The organism is Actinoallomurus bryophytorum (genome assembly GCF_006716425.1).
Classification (GTDB): Bacteria; Actinomycetota; Actinomycetes; order Streptosporangiales; family Streptosporangiaceae; genus Actinoallomurus; species Actinoallomurus bryophytorum.
In genome coordinates, this window is the sequence record NZ_VFOZ01000003.1 from 185,516 (window position 1) to 205,783 (window position 20,268).

The 20,268-nt window shown below is 71.3% G+C and carries 19 protein-coding genes and 1 pseudogene; 6 read left to right on the top strand and 14 right to left on the bottom strand.

From position 1 onward, the window contains the following. Positions 1 to 59: 59 nt before the first annotated feature. A pseudogene (gene rho / locus FB559_RS42155) lies at positions 60 to 1,268 on the top strand (transcription termination factor Rho); the annotation flags it as partial. A 21-nt stretch (positions 1,269 to 1,289) separates the two neighbouring features. On the opposite strand, the gene glmS reads toward rho, so the two are convergent. From glmS to FB559_RS42185, 6 genes are all read right to left on the bottom strand, one after another. Continuing rightward, positions 1,290 to 3,092 carry a glutamine--fructose-6-phosphate transaminase (isomerizing) gene (gene glmS, locus FB559_RS42160; protein WP_141963630.1) on the bottom strand — a complete coding sequence of 601 codons (1,803 nt, stop codon included), beginning with the start codon at positions 3,090 to 3,092 and terminating at the stop codon, positions 1,290 to 1,292. Positions 3,093 to 3,117: 25 nt separating this feature from the next. Next, positions 3,118 to 3,387, bottom strand: coding sequence for a hypothetical protein (locus FB559_RS42165; RefSeq protein ID WP_141963632.1), 270 nt, complete (start codon positions 3,385 to 3,387; stop codon positions 3,118 to 3,120). A 91-nt stretch (positions 3,388 to 3,478) separates the two neighbouring features. Then, positions 3,479 to 4,231, bottom strand: a complete 753-nt coding sequence (locus FB559_RS42170) for an SDR family NAD(P)-dependent oxidoreductase (RefSeq protein WP_141963634.1) — start codon at positions 4,229 to 4,231, stop codon at positions 3,479 to 3,481. 16 nt (positions 4,232 to 4,247) lie between these two features. After that, positions 4,248 to 5,558, bottom strand: coding sequence for an MFS transporter (locus FB559_RS42175; RefSeq protein ID WP_246122920.1), 1,311 nt, complete (start codon positions 5,556 to 5,558; stop codon positions 4,248 to 4,250). A 37-nt stretch (positions 5,559 to 5,595) separates the two neighbouring features. Further along, positions 5,596 to 6,177: a TetR/AcrR family transcriptional regulator gene (locus tag FB559_RS42180; protein ID WP_141963636.1), complete on the bottom strand. Its 582-nt coding sequence runs from the start codon at positions 6,175 to 6,177 to the stop codon at positions 5,596 to 5,598. Between the two features lie 37 nt (positions 6,178 to 6,214). Beyond that, the gene (locus FB559_RS42185; protein WP_141963638.1) at positions 6,215 to 6,652 is read right to left on the bottom strand and encodes a VOC family protein; all 438 of its coding nucleotides are present in this window, start codon (positions 6,650 to 6,652) and stop codon (positions 6,215 to 6,217) included. Positions 6,653 to 6,687: 35 nt separating this feature from the next. Here FB559_RS42185 and FB559_RS42190 point away from each other — a divergent pair, with 35 nt between their 5' ends. Further along, a complete protein-coding gene (locus tag FB559_RS42190) occupies positions 6,688 to 7,416 on the top strand; it encodes a helix-turn-helix domain-containing protein (protein ID WP_141963640.1) in 729 nt (242 codons plus the stop codon). Between the two features lie 6 nt (positions 7,417 to 7,422). On the opposite strand, the gene FB559_RS42195 is transcribed toward FB559_RS42190, so the two are convergent. Then, a complete protein-coding gene (locus FB559_RS42195; RefSeq protein WP_221640730.1) occupies positions 7,423 to 8,319 on the bottom strand; it encodes a LysR family transcriptional regulator in 897 nt (298 codons plus the stop codon). 124 nt (positions 8,320 to 8,443) lie between these two features. Between FB559_RS42195 and FB559_RS42200 the strand changes: the two genes are divergently transcribed. Further along, a complete protein-coding gene (locus FB559_RS42200; protein WP_185792750.1) occupies positions 8,444 to 9,313 on the top strand; it encodes an NAD-dependent epimerase/dehydratase family protein in 870 nt (289 codons plus the stop codon). Positions 9,314 to 9,351: 38 nt separating this feature from the next. On the opposite strand, the gene FB559_RS42205 is transcribed toward FB559_RS42200, so the two are convergent. Then, the gene (locus tag FB559_RS42205) at positions 9,352 to 9,684 is read right to left on the bottom strand and encodes a YciI family protein (RefSeq protein ID WP_141963644.1); all 333 of its coding nucleotides are present in this window, start codon (positions 9,682 to 9,684) and stop codon (positions 9,352 to 9,354) included. Positions 9,685 to 9,776: 92 nt separating this feature from the next. Next, positions 9,777 to 11,237 (bottom strand): MFS transporter, encoded by a 1,461-nt coding sequence (locus tag FB559_RS42210; RefSeq protein WP_246122921.1) that lies wholly within the window; start codon positions 11,235 to 11,237, stop codon positions 9,777 to 9,779. Between the two features lie 85 nt (positions 11,238 to 11,322). Between FB559_RS42210 and FB559_RS42215 the strand changes: the two genes are divergently transcribed. Both FB559_RS42215 and FB559_RS42220 read left to right on the top strand, forming a co-directional pair. Further along, positions 11,323 to 11,712 carry a MarR family winged helix-turn-helix transcriptional regulator gene (locus tag FB559_RS42215; protein WP_141963648.1) on the top strand — a complete coding sequence of 130 codons (390 nt, stop codon included), beginning with the start codon at positions 11,323 to 11,325 and terminating at the stop codon, positions 11,710 to 11,712. Positions 11,713 to 12,147: 435 nt separating this feature from the next. Beyond that, positions 12,148 to 13,332: a uroporphyrinogen-III synthase gene (locus FB559_RS42220; protein WP_246122922.1), complete on the top strand. Its 1,185-nt coding sequence runs from the start codon at positions 12,148 to 12,150 to the stop codon at positions 13,330 to 13,332. A 78-nt stretch (positions 13,333 to 13,410) separates the two neighbouring features. On the opposite strand, the gene FB559_RS42225 is transcribed toward FB559_RS42220, so the two are convergent. The 4 genes from FB559_RS42225 to FB559_RS42240 all read right to left on the bottom strand — a co-directional run bounded on the left by FB559_RS42225 (position 13,411) and on the right by FB559_RS42240 (position 17,466). Then, the gene (locus tag FB559_RS42225) at positions 13,411 to 13,869 is read right to left on the bottom strand and encodes a helix-turn-helix transcriptional regulator (RefSeq protein WP_221640762.1); all 459 of its coding nucleotides are present in this window, start codon (positions 13,867 to 13,869) and stop codon (positions 13,411 to 13,413) included. A gap of 52 nt (positions 13,870 to 13,921) precedes the next feature. Then, a complete protein-coding gene (locus FB559_RS42230) occupies positions 13,922 to 16,312 on the bottom strand; it encodes an ATP-binding cassette domain-containing protein (RefSeq protein WP_141963652.1) in 2,391 nt (796 codons plus the stop codon). A gap of 143 nt (positions 16,313 to 16,455) precedes the next feature. Then, positions 16,456 to 16,812: a VOC family protein gene (locus FB559_RS42235; RefSeq protein WP_141963654.1), complete on the bottom strand. Its 357-nt coding sequence runs from the start codon at positions 16,810 to 16,812 to the stop codon at positions 16,456 to 16,458. Between the two features lie 177 nt (positions 16,813 to 16,989). Next, on the bottom strand, positions 16,990 to 17,466 hold the full coding sequence (locus tag FB559_RS42240) for a carboxymuconolactone decarboxylase family protein (RefSeq protein ID WP_141963656.1): 477 nt from the start codon (positions 17,464 to 17,466) through the stop codon (positions 16,990 to 16,992). A gap of 213 nt (positions 17,467 to 17,679) precedes the next feature. Between FB559_RS42240 and FB559_RS42245 the strand changes: the two genes are divergently transcribed. Next, positions 17,680 to 18,588, top strand: coding sequence for an RNA polymerase sigma-70 factor (locus FB559_RS42245; protein ID WP_246122923.1), 909 nt, complete (start codon positions 17,680 to 17,682; stop codon positions 18,586 to 18,588). A gap of 84 nt (positions 18,589 to 18,672) precedes the next feature. Here FB559_RS42245 and FB559_RS42250 read toward each other — a convergent pair whose 3' ends face one another. Next, a complete protein-coding gene (locus FB559_RS42250) occupies positions 18,673 to 20,085 on the bottom strand; it encodes an RNA polymerase sigma factor (RefSeq protein ID WP_141963658.1) in 1,413 nt (470 codons plus the stop codon). Positions 20,086 to 20,268 lie beyond the last annotated feature (183 nt).

The following is a 20,268-nucleotide window of genomic DNA, read 5'->3' on the forward strand; positions in this document are numbered from 1 at the left end:
GCGTTCTCGAGAAGCCGTTTCCTCACATCGGATGGCGTGCATCGCCGCGAGCTCTGTCAGATTTTTCCTTTGAAAGGACCCCCATGAGCACCACCACCCAGACCAGGCCGGTCGCCGCGGCGACCGCCCAGGAGATCCCTCCCGTTCTGGTGTCGGGCATCCTCGACATCAACGACAAGAACGCCTTCGTACGGGCCGACGGCTACCTGCCGGGCCCCGGCGACACCTATCTTTCGGCCGCCCAGGTGACCAGGTACGGCCTGCGGCCCGGCGACCGGATCGAGGGCGCCGCCCGTACCCCCCGCCCGGGAGACCGGCGCGAGAAGTTCCGCAACCTCATCCGGGTGGACACGGTCAACGGCCGTCCCGCGGAAAACCCGGAGAACACCGTCAAGCGCCCGAATTTCGCCGATCTGACGCCGCTGTACCCGCAGGAGCGGCTGCGCCTGGAAACCGGCGCCGGCGAGCTGACCGGCCGCATCATGGACCTGGTCACCCCCATCGGAAAAGGCCAGCGCGGTCTCATCGTGGCGCCGCCCAAAGCGGGCAAGACCATGATTCTGCAGGCCATCGCAAAGGCCATCCGGACAAATAACCCGGAATGCCACGTAATGATCGTGCTCGTCGACGAACGGCCCGAAGAGGTCACCGACATGCAGCGGTCGGCGGACGCCGAGGTCATCCACTCCACCTTCGACCGCCCGGCGAGCGAGCACATCGCCCTCGCCGAGCTGGCGATCGAGCGCGCCAAGCGGATCGTCGAGCTCGGCGGCGACGTGGTCGTCATCCTCGACTCGATCACCCGGCTCGGCCGGGCGTACAACCTCGCGGCTCCCTCGAGCAGCCGCATCCTGGCCGGCGGCGTGGCCGCGACGGCCATCCACCCGCCGCGCCGTTTCCTCGGCGCCGCCCGCAACATCGAGGACGGCGGCTCCCTGACCATCATCGCGTCGGTGCTCGTGGAGACCGGTTCGCGTATGGACGAGGTCTTCTTCGAGGAGTTCAAGGGCACCGGCAACATGGAGCTGCGGCTACGCCGCGACCTCGCCGACAGGCGGATCTTCCCGGCCGTCGACGCCGCGCCCTCCAGCACCCGCCGCGACGACCTGCTCATGTCCTCCATCGAGCTGGAGACCGTGGCCCGGCTGCGCCAGGTGTTGCACTCCCTCGGTCCTCAGGAGGCTCTCGAGCTCCTCACCGGCAAACTCCGCGAGACCTCCTCCAACGCGGAGTTCCTCACCCAGATTCTGCGCGAGTCCGCACGCTGAGAGCCCAAGACCGTGCCTGCCTCAGTCGACGGTCACGCTCTTGGCCAGGTTGCGTGGCTTGTCCACGTCATGGCCCAGCGCCACCGCCGCGTGATAGGCGAGTAGCTGCAGCGGGATCGTCAACAGGATCGGGTCGAGCTCGGGTTCGTTCTTCGGCACCGCGATCGCGTCCTCGCCCGCCACACCGTGGCCGATGGTCACCACCCGGCCGTGCCGGGCCCTGATCTCCCCGAGCGTCGAGCGGTTCTTGTCCAGGAGTTCGTCGTCCGGGACGATCGCGACCGTCGGAAGCGCGGGACTGACGAGAGCCAGCGGGCCGTGCTTGAGCTCGCTCGCGGGATACGCCTCCGCGTGGACGTAGGAGACCTCCTTGAGCTTCTGCGCCCCCTCGCGTGCGACCGGCCAGCCGCGGACCCGCCCCACGAACAGCATGCTGTGATACTTCGCCAGGTCCCCGGCCAGTGCGGCGATCCGGTCCTCCTGCTCCAGGATCTCCCCGATCTGCGCGGGCAGCGCCCGCAGCCCCTCGGTGATCCGCCGGCCGTCGGCGGGGGACAGGTCATGGATCCGGCCCAGGTGCAGCGCGAGCAGCGCGAACACCACCGCCGTCGACGTGTACGCCTTGGTCGAGGCGACCGCGATCTCCGGACCGGCGTGCAGGTAGATCCCGCCGTCGCACTCGCGGGCGATCGCGCTGCCGACGGCGTTGACCACGCCGAGGACCCGGCCGCCCTTGCGCCGCAGCTCCTGCACCGCGGCGAGCGTGTCGTAGGTCTCGCCGGACTGGCTGACCGCGACGTAGAGCGTGTCCGCCTCGACGACCGGGTTGCGGTAGCGGAACTCCGACGCGGGCTCGGCGTCCGCCGGGATCCGGGCCAGCTCCTCGATGAGCTGCGCGCCCACCTGGCCCGCGTAGTACGCCGAGCCGCAACCGAGGATCTTCACCCGGCGTATGGCACGTGCCTCGCGGGGGTCCAGGTCCAGCCCGCCCAGGTGGGCCGTGTGGAACCGGGCGTCGAGCCGTCCCCGCAGCGCACGCTCGACCGCGGCGGGCTGCTCGTGGATCTCCTTGCGCATGAAGTGCGTGTAGCCCTCGGCGTCATAGGCCGCGTCCTCGGTCTCGATGACCGAGGGCTCCTTGAGCGTGACCTGGGCGTCCAGGGTGAACGTGCGGAACCCGTCGGGCCGGATCGAGGCGAGCTCGCCGTCGTCCAGGTGCACCACCTGGCGCGTGTAGCGGACCAGCGCGGCGACGTCGGAGGCCGCGAACATCTCCTTCTCCCCGATGCCCAGCACGACCGGGCTGCCGTTGCGGGCGACGACGAGCACGCCGGGGTGGCGCGCGTCCACCACGGCGATGCCGTACGTGCCGACGATCTGTGACAGCGCCTCGCGTACGGCGTCCTCCAGCTCGTCCGCGCTCGACCGCGCGATCAGGTGGGGGATGACCTCGCTGTCGGTCTCGGACGCGAACTCCACGCCGTCGGCCGCCAGCTTGGCGCGCAGCTCGTCGGCGTTCTCGATGATGCCGTTGTGCACGACCGCGACGGTGCCGGCGACGTGCGGGTGCGCGTTCTCGTCGCTCGGCTCGCCGTGCGTCGCCCAGCGGGTGTGGCCGATCCCCGTGCCGCCCTTGAAGCGCGCGGGCAGGCTCGCCGCCATCGCGGCGACGCGCCCCTCCTTCTTGCGCACCCGCAGGTCACCGGAGCGCCCGGCGACGGCGAGGCCGGCCGAGTCGTACCCGCGGTACTCCAGGCGTGCCAGCCCCTCGGTCAGGATCGGGACGGCGTCCCTGTGCCCGGTGTAGGCCACGATTCCGCACATGGGGCCTGCCTTTCCTCGTCGATGGTCATCCGTACACGATGCGCCGCAGCTGACGGAGCGAGAGCTCCGGAGGAGCGACCCGGCGCTGCGGCAGCTCGGCCGCGACGCGTTCGAAGATCTGGTCGTTGGTCAGTCCGCGCGCCTTCAGCTCCGCGTGCCGCCGCCGGACGAACTCCTCGGCCGGCTCGGCGAAGTACGCGAGCACGTCCGCGACCACCCGCGCGGCCTCGCCCGCGCTCAGCGAGGTGGTACGGCTGAGGTGGACGAGGAGATCGTCGTACACGCGGTCGGACATGCGTTGTGATCCTGCCGGATTCTTGCCCCGAAAGCCAAGTTTCCTGCCCGGTATCGGGCAGGAAACAGGACTTAGGCCATACGATCTGCGGTCAGGCGGTCGCACCCCCGTCGACGGTCAGTTCGTGACCGACGACGAACGCCGACTCGGGCGAGGCCAGCCACAGGACCGCCGCCGCGACCTCCTCGGTCGCGCCGATCCGCCCGGCCGGGATGCGTTCGCCGACGCGAGCCGCGACGTCGGCCTCGCTTTCCCCGGGGCGCATCGACATGGCGGTGGCGATCGGCCCGGGGCTGACCACGTTGATCCGTACGCCCTCGGCGATGGCCTCACGCGCGGCCGCCTTGGAGAGCGCGACCACGCCCGCCTTGGTCGCGCCGTACGCGCCGATCCCCGGCACCGCGGTGACCCCGATGGAGGCGGTGTTCACGATCACGCCGCCGCCGTTGGCCCGCATGTGCGCGAGTTCGTGCCTGAGCGACAGCCAGACCCCGGTCAGGTTGGTGCCGACCATCGCGTCCCAGGACGCCTCGTCGATGCCGGTGACCGGGCCACCGTGCAGGACGGCGGCGTTGTTGAACGCGATGTGCAGGCCACCGTGGCGTTCGACGGTCGTCGCCACGAGCCGGGCCACGTCCTCGGAGCGTGACACGTCGGCCGTCACGGCGCTCGCCGTCCCGCCCTCCTCCTCGATGAGCTTCACGGTCCGTGCCAGCGGTTCGGCGCCGCGCCCGGACACCACGACGGCGGCGCCCTCACGGGCGAACGCCAGCGCGGTGGCCTGGCCGATGCCGGAGCCGCCGCCGGTCACGAGCGCGACCTTTCCGGTGAAACGTGCGGTCATTGCCATCTCTCCTTGATCATTTGGTGCCGCGCCGAAGCAGCGCGGTCAGTGCGGTGAGGACGAAGGCGATCGCGGCGGCCCGCAGCGCGAAGGCGTACCCGGCGGGGACGTCGCGTGAGTGGGCGGCGGCGAGCGAGGTCAGCAGAGTGAGGCCGGCCGGCGGCCCGATCTCCATGGCGGAGTTCAGCACCCCGCCGGCGAGCCCGGCCTGCTCGGCCGGGACGCCGTCCATGGCGGAGACCGTCGCGGCGGCGAACGTCGTCCCGGCCCCCAGCGAGAAGACGACCAGCCCGGCGTAGGGCAGGCCGAGGCGTGCGAGCAGGAACAGCCCGGCGGCGGTGACCACCAGCCCGGCGATCATGACGCGCCGGGCGCCGAGCCGGGCGATGAGCGGCCCGGCGAGTACGCCGGCGGCGGCGAGGGCCGGGGCGGGCAGGAGCAGGACCATCGAGGTCCGCAGCGGCGACAGTCCGCGTACCTGCTGGAGATAGAGGGCGAGCAGGTAGAACGCGGTCGCCATGGCCGCCGCGGTCAGCGCGGTGGCGATCAGTGGCAGGGCGCGGCCGCGTACGAAGGGCAGCGGGGTCAGCGGGACGGGGGAGTGGTGCTCCACCAGGCCGAACAGGACGAGGACAGCCAGGCCGATGGCGACCGCCCAGGCGGAGTGCCCCAGACCGTAGAGCAGCGCGCCGAGGCCGGCGGTCGCGAGGAACGCGCCCGGCCAGTCGATCCGGCCGCCGGACCGCGGAAGGCCCTCCGGCACCAGGCGCCGTGCCGCGGCGACGGTGACGATCGCGACGGCCAGCGGCAGCAGGAACAGCCATCGCCACGACATCCAGGTCGCCGCCACGCCGGACAGGACGTTCCCGGCCGTCGCCCCCGAACTGCTCAGCACCCCCCACACGGCCATCGCCCGGCCGTACCGGCGGCGGTCGGGAAGGACGTCGCCGACCAGCGCCATCGCGGCCGGCGCCGCCAGCGCCGCGCCGACGCCCTCGCCGAGGCGCGCCGCGAGCAGCACGCCGAGCCCCGGGGCCGCCGCCGCGACGGCCGAGGCGGCGCCGAACACGGTCATGCCGGCGATGAGCGCTCTGCGGGGGCCGAACAGGTCCGCGAGCCGTCCGCCGAGCAGCAGCAGGCCGCCGAAGGACAGGCCGTACGCGGAGGCGACGAGCACCAGGTCCGGCGGGTCCGCGCCCAGGTCGTGCTGGATCTGGGGCAGCGCGACGGTGATGAGGGTGATGCTCGCGATGAGCGTGACCTGGACGGTGCCGAGCAGGATGAGCGTCGCTCTTTCTAGACCGATCGTTCTGTTATCAGGGCGCACGAAAACCTTCTCCTCGTCGGGGGTCGCTCGGTCCGGGTCAGTCCAGCAGGGACAGGGCCTGCTCGGCCGCGTCGCGGAGGCGCGCGGGGTCAGGGCCGGTGCGGCCGAGCACCTGGATGCCCTGGAGCAGGACGAGCAGGAAGCGCGCGAGCGCGCGGGGATCCTTGCCGTCCGCAAGCTCGCCCTGGGCGCGTGCCCGGATCAGCGCCGAGGTCAGCGCGGTCTCCACGGTGTCCCAGCTCGCCGCGACCAGGCGTGCCGTACGCGGGTCGCGCCCGGCCAGCTCGACCGCGCTGTTGACCACCAGGCAGCCGCGCCGGTGCTCGTCGCCGATCGACTCCTCGGCGTAGGCGCGGACCAGGGCGCGTACCGCGGGCAGGGCCGGGCCCGGCTGCGACAGCATCTCGACGACGCCGGGGTCGCGGCTCTGGACGTAGCGCTCGCAGGCCTTGAGGTAGAGATCGTGCTTGCCGCCGAAGGTGGCGTAGATGCTCGCGCGTGCGATGCCCAGGTGCTCGACGAGGTCGGCCATCGAGGTCGCCTCGTATCCGCGCTCCCAGAACAGCTCCAGCGCCCGCTGGAGCGCCGCGTCGGGATCGAACTGCTTGGTCCGTGCCACGTCCCGTACGTTAGCTGTATCGAGACCGATCGGTCAATTAATCGACGAGACCGAGATGGACTTTCCCCGCGTCGTCGACGCGCCAGCCCGGGTTGTGGCAGACCTCCCAGACCACGCCGTTGGGGTCGGCGAAGTGGCCGTGGTAACCGCCGAAGGCGGCGGTCTGCGGGGGCTTGACGAGCGTGCCACCCGCCTCGACCGCACGCCGTACGGCGGCGTCGACGGCGGTGGGGGAGTCCACGTTGTGCGACAGGGTGAGACCGCCGAGCCGGCCGTCGGCCGGCGTGCCCTCCATGTCGGCGACGAACTTGTCCGCCTGGAAGAGCCCGAGGACCAGCGCGGGCGCCACCTGGAAGAAGATGATCTCGCCGGGCACGTCGAGGAGCGCCGTCCAGCCCAGCCCGTCGCAGTAGAACGCGCGGGCGGCGTCGAGATCGGGCGTCGACAGGGTGAGGAAATGGGCTTGCTGTTTCATACGTTGAAGCATGGGCCCACCGGAGGAAGGTTGTCTTGAACGGATCGGACACGGCGCCCCCGTCGGGGGCGTTCTACCGTGAACACCGCCCGGTCCTGCCGCATCCGCTGGTGGAGTGCTCCTGGGAGCAACGCGTCGACTCCGACGCCTTCGTCCAGCGCGTCCTGCCGGACGCCTGCGCCGATCTGATCGTCTCCACGGCGGGGGAGGCGACCGTCGTCGGGCCGGCGACGTCGGTTCAGCTGCCCCGCCTTTCCGGCGGGGAACGCCTGCGCGGACTGCGCCTTCGCACCGCCGCCATCGGGCCGGCGCTCGGCCTGCCCGCGTACGAGCTCCGCGACCTCCAGGTGCCGCTGCGCGACCTGTTCCCGGCTCGCGAGGCGGGCCGGATCGCGGACCAGGTGCGGCGCGGCGAGCTCCCCTCCTTCCTGGATCCGGGTGCGCGTGAGCCGCGCGTCGAACGCGCTCTGGGCGGCCTCAGGCGGCGGGCCCGTGTCGGTGACATCGCCGAGGACCTCGGCATGTCGTCGCGGCACCTGCGCCGCCTGGTCCTGGCGAACACCGGGCTGGAGCCGCGCACTCTGTCGCGCATCGCGCGGTTCCAGTGCTTCCTCGACCTGGCCGACCACACCGCCGGGCCGTCCCTGGCGGATCTGGCGGCACGTGCCGGATACGCCGACCAGGCCCACCTGGCCCGTGAGGTGCGTGCCCTGTCCGGGCTGACGCCCTCCGCCCTCCTGGCCGAACGCCGCGGCGCCGCCTGACCGGGGTCAGACCGTCCAGATCTCCGCGACGTACGCGGCGGCGTGCCGCACGAAGCGCGCGATGTCGGGAGAGGTCGCCGTGCTCGCCCATGCCACGTGGAGGCGGCTGCCGGACAGGCCCTCGGTGGGCACCGCGACGACGCCGGCGGGCGGGGAGTCGCCCACCAGCGACAGGGGAGCGAAGCCGATCGTGCGCGCCAGCCGCACGTTCGCGGTGAGCTGGCTCATGTCCTGGAGTGCCGGGCCGGGCCGCCAGTCGTGCGGGGCGAGGTCGGTGCCGGTCCAGTGGGCCGTCTCCGCCTCGGTGGTGCCGGGCCAGGTCGCGATGGTCTCCCCGGCGAGCTCGGCGCGGTCGATGACCGTACGCGAGGCGAGAGCGTGCCCGGCGGGCAGCAGGGCGACGCGCGGCTCGGTCCACAGCACGTCGCTGTCGAGCCCGCGGTCGTCGAACGGATGGCGCAGGAGCCCCACGTCGACCTTGCCGTCGCGTAGCGCGTCGGTCTGCGCCTGCCAGTTGATGACGACGGCCTCCGCCGGCCGCTCTCCCGGATGGCTCGTATTGTAGGCACGTACGAGGTGGTCCAGAGCCTCGATCTCGCAGCCGCGTGCGGTCACGCGCAGGCACGGGGCCTCCTGTTCGGCCCGTACCGCCCGCGTCACCGCGGCCCGTACGAGATCGTCCAGATCGCGTGCCTCGTCGAAGAGCACCCGCCCGGCCGCGGTCGGCCGTACGTCACGGTGGTCGCGGACGAGCAGCGGGACGCCGACGCTGTGCTCCAGCGCGCTGATCGCACGGGACAGCGCCGGCTGTGTCATGCCCAGCCGGCTCGCGGCCCGGGTGAAGTTGCGTTCCTCGGCCACCGCGACGAAGTAGCGCAGCTGCCGCAGGTCGATGTCGTTCACCCCACCACCCTGGCACGGCGCACCCATGCCCTGCGGGCATGGGTGCATGCCGAACAGGCTTTTCCCCTTTTCCACGGCCGTCGATCTACTGAGACCCACCTGGTCATTTAGCGAAAGGCATGTCGTGCGCGTTTTCATCACCGGTGCCGGCGGTTACGTCGGCGGTGTCGTCGCCTCCCGTCTGGTCACCGCTGGACACTCGGTCACCGGGCTGGCCCGTACGGAGGAGAGCGAGCGCCGGGTTCGCCGGTCGGGAGCCGGGGCCCGGCGGGGCGGACTCGAGGACGCGCGGCTCCTGCGGGAGGCCGCCGAGGGGGCGGACGTGGTGGTGCACGCCGCCGTCGACTACACCGATCCCGCCTTCGCGGCGCAGGAGGAGACGGCTCTCGGCGCGCTGCTCGACGGTGGCGGAGGTAAGCCGCTGATCTACACCAGCAGCACGCTCGTGCTCTCGGACACCGGACCTGAACCGGTCTCGGAGGACCGGGACGCCGCTGCGGAGACGCTCCAGCCGTTCAAGCGCCGCGGCGAGCAACGGGTGCTGGAGGCCGGGGGCACGGTCGTGCGGCTGGGCCTCGTCTACGGGCGGAACGGCTCCATGTTGCCGACGGCGCTGCTGTCCTCCGCCCGGACGGACGCTGTCGCCCGTTACGTCGGCAGCGGTGAGACGCGCTGGTCGGCGGTCCACGTCGACGATGCCGCCGACCTGTTCGCACGTGCCGTGGAGGCGCCCGCGTCCGCCGGGACGCTGGTGCACGCCGTGGAGGCCGGCGCCGCCTCCTTCCGGGAGATCGCCGAGGCGATCGGGCGCAACGCGGGGGTTCCGGCCGCCGCGATGACGCGGGAGGAGGCCGCCGGCGTGTTCGGCCCGCTGGCCGGGCAGCTCACGCGCAATCTCTGGGTGGTGCCCACACGGGCCGCCGAGCTCTACGGCTGGCATCCCGCGAGCAAGGGCGTCCTCCACGATCTGGAGCACGGCTCCTACCGCGCGTGACGCCACACGGGACCTGCCGCGCCGTGCGGCAGGTCCCGTCACATCTCCTGGCCGGACAGGTCCATGATCGGGCGTACCTCCACCGCGCCGGAGCCGGCGCCGGGGAGGCGCGCCGCGATCTCGGTCGCGCGCTCGATGCTCTCGCAGTCGACCAGGACGTATCCGGCCAGCTGGTCCCCGGTGCCGCCGAACGGCCCGTCCGCGATCTCCGGAACACCCCCGCGGACGCGTACGGTCCGGGTGCCCACGGGGTCGGCGAGAGTCTCCCCGCCGATCAGCTCACCGGACTCGGTGAGCTCCTCGAGCAGGGCCTCGAGCCGCCCGGTCGTCTCCGCGTGTTCCCGGCCGTAGATCCCCACCAGGTACTTCACGCTCGGCTCCTCTCGTTCGCGGTGCCCGGTGCGGGCGCCACGCGAAAGGGTCGGAGCCGGCGTCCCGGTCTCGACATCGCGGGCCGGTGGGGTCACCGCTCCTCGGTGGCGAGGGCCACGGCGCGGCGGCGGACGACGAAAGGCACCAGGGCCATGGCCAGGCCGCCGACGGCCACGAAGGTCGTGAAGACCAGGCCGGGCCGGTACTCGTCGAGTACGCCCGCCGCCGTGTGGGCGGGCGTGCCGCCGCTCGAGATGATCGCGGTCGTGATGGCCAGCACGAGCGCCGCGCCGACCTGACCGGCGGTCTGCACGAGCCCGGCGGCCAGGCCCTGTTCGTCGTCGCCGACGCCCGCGGTCGCCTGGACGTTGATGGAGGGGAACCCCAGGGCGAAGCCGACGCCGAGCAGGATCGCGGTCGGCAGGATCGCCACCACGTACACGGGATGGGTGTCGATCCGCAGGAACAGCACGTAGCCGGCCGACATCGCCGCCAGCCCCCCGACGATGAACCGGGAGGTGCCGAACCGGTCGATCATCGTGCCGGCGAACGGCGCGCTCAGGGCCACCAGGAGCCCGGTCGGCAGCAGCGCGAGGGCCATCTTCAGCGGTGCCCATCCCAGCACGGACTGCAGGTAGAGCGTGACGATGAACTGGAACGCGGTGTAGGAGCCGAACAGCGCGACCATCGCGAGGTTGGCCCGTATGAGCGTGCCCTTGCGCAGGATGCCGAGCCGGATCAGCGGATGTGCCACGCGGCGCTCGACGTACACGAACGCGACCAGCAGGACGACCACCGCGGCGAACAGCGAGAGCGTCACCGGGCCGGTCCAGCCCCGTGCGGGAGCCGAGACGAGGCTGTAGACGAGCAGGAGCATGGCGGCCGTCGAGGTGAGCGCGCCGAGGATGTCGTGGCCGCCCTTGGCGGCCGGCAGGCCGCGGGGGAGCAGCACGTATCCGGCCACGAGCGCGATGAGCGCGACCGGCACGGGCATGAGGAACGTCCACCGCCAGCCGATCCCGGTCATCAGGCCGCCGAAGATCAGGCCGGAGGAGTAGCCGCTGGCGCCGAAGACCGTGTAGATCGACAGTGCCTTGTTGCGCATCCGGCCCTCGGCGAAGGTCGTCGTGATGATCGACAGTCCGGTCGGTGCGGTGAAGGCCGCGCTGACGCCCTTGATGAAACGGGTGGCGATCAGCAGCGGCCCGGAGTCGACGAGGCCGCCGAGCAGGGACGCGACGGCGAACACCGCCAGGGCGATGAGGAAGACCCGGCGGCGGCCGAGGAGGTCGGCGGTGCGTCCGCCGAGGAGCAGCAGGCCGCCGTAGCCGAGGACGTAGCCGCTGACGATCCACTGGAGGCTGGACGTCGCCAGGTGGAGCTCGTCGCCGATCGACGGTAGCGCGACGCCGACCATCGACACGTCCAGTCCGTCGAGGAACAGCACGAGAGAGAGTACGGCGAGGATGCCCCACAGCCGTGCCGGCCAGCGCTGACGCTGCGGGACATCGGGATGGACAAGGACGGACTCAGGTGTTGCGGTCGTGGTCACCGGCACGAAGTTACATGCACATGCATTGAATGTCCAAGCATTAAATGCGCTTGCAACTAATGTGAGGGCATGCTATGGTCCGCGCATGACCGAAGCCGGTGAGGACGCCGTCGTGCGGCGCTGGCGCGAGCTGCTCGCCTCCTACAGCAACGTCTCGTGTGCCCTGGACCGCGCACTGCAGGACGCGCACGGCATCGGCATGAGCGAGTTCGAGGCGCTCGACCGCCTCGTCGACGCGACCTGTGAGCAGCGGCGGATGCATGATCTCGCCGGCGACATGTACCTCAGCCAGAGTGCCCTGTCGCGCACGGTGGCCCGGCTCGAGCGGGGCGGCCTCGTCGCGCGCAGCATGTGCGACGACGACCGCCGGGCGATCTTCGTGACGCTCACCGACGCGGGCCGCGAGCGTCACGAGCAGGCGCGCCGCACGCAACGTGCGGTGCTGGCCGAGCATCTCGCGGCGGAGACGGTCTGACTCCGCGACACCGCACCGCCGCTTTTCCGCATGCCCGTCCCGGCCGCCGTTCGCGGCCGGGAACACCCCGCCTGTTGCCGGCCTGTGTCTCGGCCGCCGTGAAGATCCGCAGGTCAGGGTAGTAGTGAGCGGCTTGTAGCACAGCGGTAACAAGCGGGACCCAGGCCCGAAACGCCCCGTCGTAAAGATCGTGGTCAAGTCGTCGTCGGGGAGAGGTGAACAGATGACCGGCCGTGTCGTCATGGAGGCGTGCGGATCCGCTGCCGGCTTCGCCGGTGTGGCCCGAGGCAACCTTACTTTGTCAAGGCGCCCGGCTCGTACGGTCCTGATCGAACCCCGCACCACCTCCTTCATCGACGGCCTTGGCCCTCCACGCGACGCCACGGCGCCTGTGACCGGCGCGCCGGTGCGAAAACGCGTGGAGGTGGCCGAGCAGTGAACGACGAGCCGCTGGCCGGGTTCACGGTCGGGGTCACGGCCGCCCGCCGTCGCGAGGAGCTGTCGGCGCTGCTGGAACGCAAGGGCGCCCGCGTCGTGTACGCCCCGGCGATCCGCCTGGTGCCGCTCGCCGACGACGTCGAGCTGCTCGACGCGACACGCGAGCTGCTGTCCCGGCCCGTCGACGACGTGATCATCACGGCGGGTGTCGGGTTCCGCGCCTGGCTGGAGACGGTCGAGGGCTGGGGTCTGCACGAGCGACTGGTCAAGCTGCTGGGCGATGCCCGGATCCTGACCCGCGGACCGCGGGCCCGGGGAGCCGTGCGTGCCGCGGGGATGGCCGAGGCATGGTCGCCGGCATCGGAGAGCTGGGAGGAGATCCTGCGGCACCTGCTGGAGGAGGACCTCACCGGGCGCCGGATCGCCATCCAGCTGTACGGCGAGCCGACGCCGCACCTGACGAATACCCTGCGGCGCGCCGGCGCCGAGGTGGTGGAGATCCCCGTCTACCGCTGGGCGCGTACCGACGATCCGACGCCGCTGCGCCGCCTCCTCGGGCAGGCGGTGGCCGGCACCGTGGACGCGATCACGTTCACCAGTGCCCCTGCGGTGGCCGCGATGATGGCGGTCGCGGCGGAGGACAACCTGGAAGCGATGCTGCTGGACGCACTGCGCACCCATGTCGTGGCCGCCTGCGTGGGGCCGGTGACCGCCGCGCCGCTGCAGGAGAGGGGAGTGGTGCCGATCAGCCCGGAGCGCGCGCGGCTGAGCGCGCTCGTACGTGCTCTGGCGGTGGAGCTGCCGGCCCGTCGCGCGAGCCGCGTCGCCGTGCACGGCCATGCCCTGGAGCTTCGCGGGCACGCCGTGGTCCTCGACGGGCAGCTGAAGCCGATCGCCCCCGCGCCGATGGCGATCCTGCGGGCGCTCGCCCGCCGTCCCGGGCATGTGGTCTCTCGCGCCGAGCTGACCAGCGTGCTCCCCAGCCGCGGTCTACCCGGCGGCCCGCCGAGCCGGCAGCGGCCGGACGAGCACGCGGTGGAGATGGCGGTGGCGCGGCTGCGCCGTGGCCTGGGCCGGGGCGGTCTCGTGGAGACCGTGGTCAAGCGCGGCTACCGGCTGGCGTGTGATCCACTGTTCACCGAGAGCCTCCCGGACCGGCCGCCGCTGGCCGAGCCCCTCTGACCGGGGCGGTGGCGCGGGAAGAAGGGACGGACAGGCCGCGACCCTCGTCCGCAGGGGGATGGTCGCGGCCGGCTACGGCTACTCCGGCGGCGGGTTCGTGGCCGGTGCCCGCCGGTTCCTGACCGGCCGGGTCACCTGTTTCGCGACGCAGGACGGGATCCCCGCGGTCGCGCGCGCCGCGTCGTCACGGTAGGTGCTGGGCGGCATGCCGACCAGTTCGGTGAAGCGGGTGCTGAAGGTGCCGAGTGACGAGCAGCCGACCGCGAAACAGACCTCGGTGACGCTGAGGTCGCCCCGGCGCAGCAGCGCCATCGCACGCTCGATCCGCCGCGTCATCAGATAGGAGTACGGCGACTCGCCGTAGGCGAGCCGGAACCGGCGGCTGAGGTGCCCGGCCGACATGTGCGCGCCACGGGCGAGCGCCTCGACGTCCAGCGGTCGCGCGTACTCCCGGTCGATCCGGTCGCGGACGCGGCGCAACCGCGCGAGGTCGCTCAGGTGCTGCGCCGTGGCGGGTGTACTGGTCACCTGCGAAATCGTGCCATGACCTGCCGGCGTTGCCTACCGCTGCCGGGCCGTCCCCATCTCATCAGGCGCCGACGTAGGCCGCGAGGTGCTCGCCGGTGAGGGTGGAGCGGGCGGCGACGAGGTCGGACGGTGTGCCCTCGAAGACGATCCGGCCCCCGTCGTGGCCGGCGCCGGGGCCCAGGTCGATGATCCAGTCGGCGTGCGCCATGACCGCCTGGTGGTGCTCGATGACGATGACCGACTTGCCGGAGTCGACGAGCCGGTCGAGCAGGCCGAGCAGTTGCTCGACGTCGGCGAGGTGGAGGCCGGTGGTCGGCTCGTCGAGGACGTAGACGCCGCTCTTCTCGGCCATGTGGGTGGCCAGCTTGAGCCGCTGCCGCTCGCCGCCGGACAGCGTCGTGAGCGGCTGGCCGAGGCTGAGGTAGCCGAGCCCGACGTCGGAGAGCCGTTCGAGGATCTTGTGCGCCGCGGGCGTGCGTGCCTCGCCGGCGCCGAAGAACTCCTCGGCCTCGGTCACCGGCATCGCGAGCACCTCGCTGATGTCGCGGCCCCCGAGGTGGTGGTCCAGCACCGATGCCTCGAACCGCTTGCCCTCGCACTCCTCGCAGGTGGTGGCGACGCCGGCCATCATCGCCAGGTCCGTGTAGACGACGCCGGCGCCGTTGCAGCCGGGGCACGCGCCCTCGGAGTTGGCGCTGAACAGTGCCGGCTTCACGCCGTTGGCCTTAGCGAACGCCTTGCGGATCGGGTCGAGCAGTCCGGTGTACGTCGCCGGGTTGCTCCGCCGCGAGCCGCGGATCGCGGTCTGGTCGATCGAGACCACATCCTCGCCGGGAGGGATCGACCCGTGCACGAGCGAGCTCTTGCCGGAGCCCGCCACACCGGTGATCACGCAGAGCACCCCGAGCGGGATGTCGACGTCGACGTCCCGCAGGTTGTGTGAGGTGGCGCCGCGGATCTCCAGCGTGCCGGTGGGCTTGCGCACCGACTCCTTCAGAGCGGCCCGGTCGTCGAAATGGCGGCCGGTGATGGTGCCGCTCGCCCGCAGCCCCTCGACGGTGCCCTCGAAGCAGACGGTGCCCCCCGCCGTACCGGCGCCGGGCCCGAGGTCGACGACGTGGTCGGCGATCGCGATCGTCTCCGGCTTGTGCTCCACGACGAGCACCGTGTTGCCCTTGTTCCTCAGCTGAAGCAGCAGGTCGTTCATCCGCTGGATGTCGTGGGGGTGCAGCCCGATCGTCGGCTCGTCGAAGACGTAGGTGACGTCGGTGAGCGAGGATCCGAGGTGGCGGATCATCTTGGTGCGCTGCGCCTCGCCGCCGGACAGCGTGCCCGACGGGCGGTCGAGGCTGAGGTAGCCGAGCCCGATCTCGACGAACGAGTCGAGAGTGTGCGCCAGCGTCGCCAGCAGCGGCGCGACGGACGGTTCGTCCAGGTTCCGCACCCATCCGGCGAGGTCGCTGATCTGCATCGCGCAGGCGTCGGCGATGCTGATCCCCTCGATCTTCGACGACCGGGCGGCCTCGCTCAGCCGGGTGCCGTCGCACTCGGGGCAGGTGGTGAAGGTGATCGCCCGCTCCACGAACGCCCGGATGTGCGGCTGCAGCGCGTCGACGTCCTTGGAGAGCATCGATTTTTGGATCTTCGGGATCAGACCCTCGTACGTCAGGTTGATGTTGTCGACCTTGATCTTGGTCGGCTCCTTGTGGAGGAGGTCGTGGAGCTCCTTCTTGGTGAAATCGCGGATCGGCTTGTCAGGGTCGAAGAAGCCGCAGCCGAGGAAGATGCGGCCGAACCAGCCGTCGACGCTGTAGCCGGGGATCGTGAGCGCACCATCGTTGAGCGACTTGCGGTCGTCGTACAGCGCGGACAGGTCGAAGTCGGTGACCGCGCCCCGGCCTTCGCAGCGTGGGCACATGCCACCGGTGATCTTGAAGCTGCGTCGCTCCTTCACGGTCTTCCCGCCGCGCTCCAGCTTGACGGCGCCCGCCCCGCTGATCGAGGCGACGTTGAAGGAGTACGCCTTGGGCGAGCCGATGTGCGGCCGCCCGAGCCTGCTGAAGAGGATGCGCAGCATCGCGTTGGCGTCGGTGGCGGTGCCGACGGTGGAGCGGGGGTCGGCGCCCATCCGCTGCTGGTCGACGATGATCGCGGTCGTCAGCCCTTCGAGTACGTCGACCTCGGGCCGCGCGAGCGTCGGCATGAAGCCCTGCACGAAGGCGCTGTAGGTCTCGTTGATCAGCCGTTGTGACTCCGCGGCGATCGTGCCGAACACCAGCGAGCTCTTGCCCGAGCCGGAGACGCCGGTGAACACCGTCAGCCGGCGCTTCGGGATCTCGATGCTGATGTCCTTGAGGTTGTTCACACGCGCGCCGTGCACGCGGATCAGGTCGTGGCTGTCGGCAGAGTGCGGCGCAGGCGACTGCGTGTCCGTTCTCGTGGCCATGCTCATCGTGTCTCCATCTGTGGGGCGGGGCCGCCTGGCTCGATCTGACCAGCCAGAGTACGTCCGGTTCTGCGGCGGTACGGCATGACCGGCGCACATGGGCCGAAACCGGTGGCCCCGCTCCCGCGCCGCGGGAGCGGGGCCTTCGCTCACCCGTCCTGGAGCAGTCCGAGCACGTTGCCGTCGGGGTCGGTGACGGTGGCCACCAGGCGGCCGCCACCGACATCGCGCGCGGGCTCCTTCAGGGTGGCACCCGCGGCGATCACCTCGGCCAGCTTCGCCTCGATGTCCGGCACGTGCCAGTAGGCCACCGGTGAGGTGACGTCCTGCGGCCCGCGGCCCGGGACCAGCCCGATGTGCTGGCCCTCGGCCTCGAAGCCGACGTAATAGGACTCGTCGGCCTGCGGCGGCACGCCGAGCAGGGCGGCGTACACCGCCTTGGCCTTCGCCAGGTCGGAGACGGGATGCAGCACGGTCTTGATTCCCTGGGTGGAAGATCCGGTCATGGTCACTCCTGAAGTCGTGGGTCCGGGGGGAACCGTCCGGTTCGAGCGCGGACGAAAAGTTCCACGGCGACCACGCTAGCTGCGGCTTCGTGACCGGCGCTTCTCGATTCCTGACCGGTCAGGCCGCCCGCTCCGCCACGCACGACCCCGTACGTCGCGGCCGCCGGATACTCCCGGTCATCCGGACCGGCCGGGCCGGTAGCCGCCGCCGGGCTGCCGGGTGATGACGCCCAGGCGGTTGGCGGTGTTGATGAGGGCGATGAGTGACACCAGGGCGAAGAGCTGCTCCTCGTCGTAGTGCTCGGCGGCGACCGCCCAGGCCTCGTCCGTGACACCACCGGCGGCGTCGGCGATGCGGGTGCCCTGCTCGGTCAGCTCCAGGGCGGCGCGCTCGGCGCCGGTGAAGACCGTGGACTCCCGCCAGGCCGCGACCAGGTTGACGCGCACCGCGGTCTCCCCGGCGTGCGCGGCGTCTTTGGTGTGGAGGTCGGTGCAGAAGCCGCAGCCGTTGATCTGGCTCGCGCGGAGCACCACCAGGTGCCGGGTCGCGGCCGGCAGTGTCGAGTCCGCGATGACCACCTTGCTCGCCGAGGCGAGGTGCCGCATGAACTTCGCGGTGACGGGGCTGCCGGACAGGTCCAGTCGAGCATTCATTGCGCACTCCTTGCTGGGGAAACCGGTCGAACACCAGATGCCGGCGGCCCGGCCCTCGTGACACCGCGCCCACGTGACGTGCGCCATAGCCGGCCGGCGTCCGGTGTCGATCGTTCTCCGATTCCTTCTCTTCGCGGCGGTGGTGTCACAGAACGGCGGGACCTGGTGTCTTATGCACGTGAGTCGAGAGCGCAGAGAGGTCGTGATGGGGGCATGAGCGAGCCCATGAGCGAGGACGGCCGCCCGGATCCCGCCACGGAGGCGTTCGTCGCCTACCGCAACCTGCTGTTCACCATCGCCTACGAGATGCTCGGCTCTGCCGCGGACGCCGAGGACGTCCTGCAGGAGACCTGGCTTCGGTGGGCGGGCGTCGATCTCGGCGCGGTGCGGGACCGGCGCGCGTACCTGGTCCGGATCACGACCCGGCAGGCGCTCACCCGGCTGCGTACGCTCGGCCGGCGCAGGGAGTCCTACGTCGGGCCCTGGCTCCCCGAGCCGCTGCTGACCGCGCCCGACGTGGCCGAGGACGTCGAGCTGGCCGACAGCGTCTCGATGGCGATGTTGCTGGTGCTGGAGACGCTCACGCCGACCGAACGGGCGGTGTTCGTGCTGCGCGAGGTGTTCGACCTGAAGTACTACGAGATCGCGGAGGCCGTCGGCAAGAGCCCGGCCGCGGTCCGCCAGATCGCCCACCGGGCGCGGGCACACGTGGCCGCGCGCCGACCGCGGGGGACCGTCTCGCCGGCCGAGATGCGAGGTGCGCTCCAGGCGTTCCAGCGGGCGGTCGAGACGGGTGACCTGCAGAGCCTGCTCGACATCCTCGCACCGGACGTCGTCGCCCTGACCGACGGCGGCGGGGTCAAGCGGGCCCGGCTGCGGCCCATCGTGGGCGCCGCCAAGGTGGCCCGCGTCTTCACCGCCGGCGCGGTGAAGGCCGGCGCCGGGATGTCGTTCGAGCCGGCGCAGGTCAACGGCGGTCCGGCCCTGGTCGTACGGCTCGACGGGGAGATCGACGGCGTCGTGGCGATGCGGGTCGAGGGCGGCCTGGTCACCGGGCTCTACCTGGTGCGCAATCCCGAGAAGCTGTCGCGTGTGGAGCGTGAGACGGCCGTGAGCCGCTGAGCCCCCTGAGGCGTCAAGACGGGCCGTCGGCCGCATACGAAAGAGGGCCCCGCCGTACGGCGGGGCCCTCTTTCGTTCGGTCGATCAGCTGGCGAAGTCGAGCAGCGGCTGGGCGTTGCTCGGGTGCCGCAGCTTGGACAGCGACTCCTTCTCCAGCTGGCGGATCCGCTCCCGGGTCAGGCCCAGGTGCTTGCCGATCTCGTCCAGCGTGCGCGGCGTGCCGTCGTACAGGCCGAAGCGCATCGCCATGATCTTCTCTTCGCGGGCCGACAGCACGCCGAGCGCACGGCGCAGCTGGTCGGCCATGAGCTGCCGGTCGACGAGCTCGGAGGCCTCGGGCGTGTCGGTGTCCTCGATGAGGTCACCGATCCGGGTCTCGCCGTCCTCGCCGATCGTGGAGTCCAGGCTGATCGGCTGGCGGCTGGTGCGGAGCAGTTCCTGGACCTGCGCGGGGCTCTTGTCGAGCTCCACGCCCAGCTCCTCGGGAGTCGGCTCGCGGCCGAGACGCTGGTGCATCTCCCGCTCGACGCGGCTCAGCTTGCTCAGCATCTCCAGGACGTGCACCGGGAGCCGGATCGTACGGGCCGAGTCGGCGAACCCCCGCTGGATGGCCTGGCGGATCCACCACATGGCGTACGTGGAGAACTTGTAGCCCTTGGTGTAGTCGAACTTCTCGACCGCGCGGATCAGGCCGAGGTTGCCCTCCTGCACGACGTCGAGCAGCGACAGGCCGCGGTCGGCGTACTTCTTGGCGACCGAGACGACGAGCCGGAGGTTGGCCTCCAGCATGTGAGCCTTGGCCCGCTGGCCGTCCTCGGCGACGAGGCGCAGGTCCGCACGGGCACGTGCGGACAGCCTGCCGCCGCTCTCCAGCTTGTGCTCGGCGTAGAGCCCGGCCTCGATGCGCTTGGCGAGGTCGACCTCCTGAGCCGCGGTGAGCAGCTGGCGCCGGCCGATGGCCTTCAGGTACGTGTGCACGGAGTCGCCCATGACCGATGACTGGTCATCGAGATCCGTCGGGGCGTCCACCTCGAAGTCGTCGGCCTCGACCGGGGTCACCGGTTCGGTCACGGCCTCGTTCCCGGCCGGTCCGCGATCGGTGCGCCGCTCTGCCGGCTGCTCTGCCGGCTCGGCGGTCTCGGCCTTGCCGGACCTGGCGGTACGAGTGGTCCTCGTCGCCGTCTTGGACCGGGCCGGCTTCGCCTTGGACGGGGCGGGCTTGGCGGGCGGAGCCTTCTTGACAGTGCCCGTACCCTTTTTCTTGGTGGACGTGGCCTGCTGCTTCTCGGCGGTCTTGTCCTCGCTGGCCAGCCGGACTCCGGCATCGGTCAGCTCGCGGATGATGGAGCGGCCCTGCGCGGGGGTGATACCGACTTCCTGAAAGGCCTTCCGCACCTCGTCAAGCGAGAGGTGCCCCTGGGAATGGCCACGGTCGAGAAGCTCCTCGAGAGGCGTCGTGGTCGGCGCTGCGGTCGCAGCAGCGGCGTTTCGCGACATGAGGACACCTCCCTCCCTTCGTATCTTGGCGGCATGGGACGTGTGTCATGGCAAATGCGCGCACTATCCGAAACGCGCAGTTGTGTCTGGGTTGTTCCCGCACGGCGGAATCTTTCACGTGCCCGGGGGCGGCTCCACCGTAAAGTCTGACGTTTCCGGCCGCCGTGCACTGCGCCGTTCTGA

Coding starts and splice junctions, on each gene's coding strand:
- FB559_RS42215 (WP_141963648.1), top strand. CDS start 11,323: ATGACCGAAGCCGGTGAGGACGCCGTCGTGCGGCGCTGGCGCGAGCTG.
- FB559_RS42170 (WP_141963634.1), bottom strand. CDS start 4,231: ATGACCGCACGTTTCACCGGAAAGGTCGCGCTCGTGACCGGCGGCGGC.
- FB559_RS42185 (WP_141963638.1), bottom strand. CDS start 6,652: ATGAAACAGCAAGCCCATTTCCTCACCCTGTCGACGCCCGATCTCGAC.
- FB559_RS42250 (WP_141963658.1), bottom strand. CDS start 20,085: ATGTCGCGAAACGCCGCTGCTGCGACCGCAGCGCCGACCACGACGCCT.
- FB559_RS42240 (WP_141963656.1), bottom strand. CDS start 17,466: ATGAATGCTCGACTGGACCTGTCCGGCAGCCCCGTCACCGCGAAGTTC.
- glmS (WP_141963630.1), bottom strand. CDS start 3,092: ATGTGCGGAATCGTGGCCTACACCGGGCACAGGGACGCCGTCCCGATC.
- FB559_RS42230 (WP_141963652.1), bottom strand. CDS start 16,312: ATGAGCATGGCCACGAGAACGGACACGCAGTCGCCTGCGCCGCACTCT.
- FB559_RS42245 (WP_246122923.1), top strand. CDS start 17,680: ATGAGCGAGCCCATGAGCGAGGACGGCCGCCCGGATCCCGCCACGGAG.
- FB559_RS42165 (WP_141963632.1), bottom strand. CDS start 3,387: ATGTCCGACCGCGTGTACGACGATCTCCTCGTCCACCTCAGCCGTACC.
- FB559_RS42235 (WP_141963654.1), bottom strand. CDS start 16,812: ATGACCGGATCTTCCACCCAGGGAATCAAGACCGTGCTGCATCCCGTC.